Source organism: Pseudomonas sp. K5002 (genome assembly GCF_013386655.1).
Lineage (GTDB): Bacteria > Pseudomonadota > Gammaproteobacteria > Pseudomonadales > Pseudomonadaceae > Aquipseudomonas.
In genome coordinates this window covers 1-2240 of record NZ_JACARK010000885.1, presented here as the reverse complement: position 1 = coordinate 2240, position 2240 = coordinate 1, and the positions used below count along the sequence as shown (strand labels likewise).

Genomic DNA, 2240 nt, shown 5'->3' with positions numbered 1-2240 from the left:
TCCGGCGGCATGCGCCAACGCGTGGGTTTCGCCCGCGGGTTGGTGGTCAACCCGACCCTGTTGCTGATGGACGAACCGTTCTCGGCGCTGGACGTGCTCACCGCCGAAACCCTGCGCACCGACCTGCTGGATCTGTGGAGCGGCAAGCAACTGCCGATCAAGTCGATCCTGATCGTGACCCACAACATCGAAGAAGCGGTGCTGATGTGCGACCGCATCCTGGTGCTGTCGTCCAACCCTGGCCGGGTGGTGGCCGAGATCAAGGTGCCGTTTGCCCACCCGCGCAACCGCCTGGACCCGACCTTCCGGCAAATGGTCGACGACATCTACGCCCTGATGACCGACCGCCGCAGCGCCGACGCGAGCAGAGGTTTGCCTGAGCTGAAAATGGGCAGCCTGTTGCCGGAAGTCTCCACCAACCTGATGGCTGGCCTGATCGAAACCCTGGCCGCCGAGCCCTACAATGGCCACGCCGGCCTGCCGACCGTGGCTGAACGGCGTTTGCTGGAAGTCGACGATCTGTTCCCGGTGGCGGAGATGCTTGAGCATCTGGGCTTCGCCGAACTCAAGGGTGCCGATATCACCCTGACCGATGCCGGCAAACTGTTCGCCGACTACGGCACCCAGGAGCGTAAAACCCTGTTCGCCGAACACTTGATCCGCCACGTGCCATTGGCCGCGCGCATTCACCAGGTGTTGCTTGAGCGCAGCGGCCACCGGGCGCCACGGGTGCGCTTCGAGCAGGAACTGGAAGACTCGATGACGGAAGCCTTTGTGGAGAAAACCCTGGAAAGCGTGGTGGCGTGGGGACGGTATGCGGAGATTTTCTCCTATGACGACCATACCGAGACGTTCAGCCTGGATGATGTGGAAGGCAGCATGTAGGTTTAATGTGGGAGCGGGCTTGCTCGCGAATGCGGTGGATCAGCCATATATGTATTGGCTGACACTCCGCATTCGCGAGCAAGCCCGCTCCCACATTTGACCAGTGGTGTTCTTCAAATGACGAACAGGTCCACAAACCGGTTTACCGCAGTGGCCTCAAGCCGTGCCTGATCCTTGCACAGCGCAAAAATCTCGGCACTGCGCTGCGCGGTAAACCGGGTCGCCAGGTTGGCCTTGAACTTGTCTTCCAGCAACGGAATGCCATCCACCCGACGGCGACGGTGGCCAATCGGGTATTCCACGGCCACTTGTTCGGTGCTGGAACCATCCTTGAAGAACACCTGCACCGCATTGGCGATGGAGCGCTTGTCGGCCTCCAGGTATTCGCGGCTGTAGCGCGACTCCTCGACGATGACCATCTTTTCGCGCAGCTCATCGATGATCGGATGGGCCGCGTGGAATTCATCTTCGTATTGCTCGGCCACCAGGTTGCCAAACGCCAGCGGTACGGCGGTCATGTACTGCAGGCAATGATCGCGGTCCGCCGCGTTGGCCAACTGCCCGACCTTGGAGATGATCCGGATCGCCGATTCGTGGGTGGTGATCACAATCCTGTCGATCTCATGCAGGCGGTGCTTCACCTGTGGGTGCAGGGTGACTGCTGCCTCGCAGGCGGTTTGTGCGTGGAACTCGGCGGGGAAGCTGATCTTGAACAGTACGTTCTCCATCACATACGTGCCGTAGGGCTGCGACAGGCTGAAGGCGCGCTTGTCTTCGGGCTTGAGCGCCAGGTCCTTGTTGGTGTGGCTGAACAGCACGTCATAGAAGCCCCACTGCGGCGCGCTCAACACACCGGGAATGCCCATCTCGCCGCGCATGGCGATATCCGCCAGGCGCACCCCGCGACTCGACGCATCCCCCGCCGCCCACGACTTGCGCGAGCCGGCGTTCGGCGCATGACGATAAGTACGCAATGCCTGGCCATCGACAAACGCCTGGGACAGGGCCGACAGCAGTTGCTCACGGTTGGCGCCCATCAGCTTGGCGGTGACGGCGGTGGAGGCGACTTTCACCAGCAGCACGTGGTCAAGGCCGACACGGTTGAAGGAGTTTTCCAGGGCAATCACGCCCTGGATTTCGTGGGCCATGATCATCGCCTCCAGCACTGCCCGCACGGTCAGCGGTGCGTCGCCGTTGGCCAGGCGTTTTTGCGAGAGATGGTCGGCGACCGCGAGGATGCCACCGAGGTTATCGGAAGGGTGACCCCATTCGGCGGCAAGCCAGGTGTCGTTGTAGTCGAGCCAGCGCACGATGCAGCCGATGTCCCATGCGGCCTTGACCGGGTCCAGGCGGAA

Annotated in this window: 2 protein-coding genes; one reads left to right on the top strand and one right to left on the bottom strand. The window is 62.0% G+C overall.

Features of this window, described 5'->3' with window-relative positions; all coding sequences use genetic code 11:
* Positions 1–885, top strand: an 885-nt coding sequence (locus tag HX846_RS30485) for an AAA-associated domain-containing protein (RefSeq protein WP_178966810.1), incomplete at its 5' end; no start/stop codon positions are given.
* Positions 886–998: 113 nt separating this feature from the next.
* Here HX846_RS30485 and prpD read toward each other — a convergent pair.
* The coding region (gene prpD, locus HX846_RS30480) for a 2-methylcitrate dehydratase (protein ID WP_178966809.1) at positions 999–2240 on the bottom strand (1242 nt) is incomplete at its 5' end.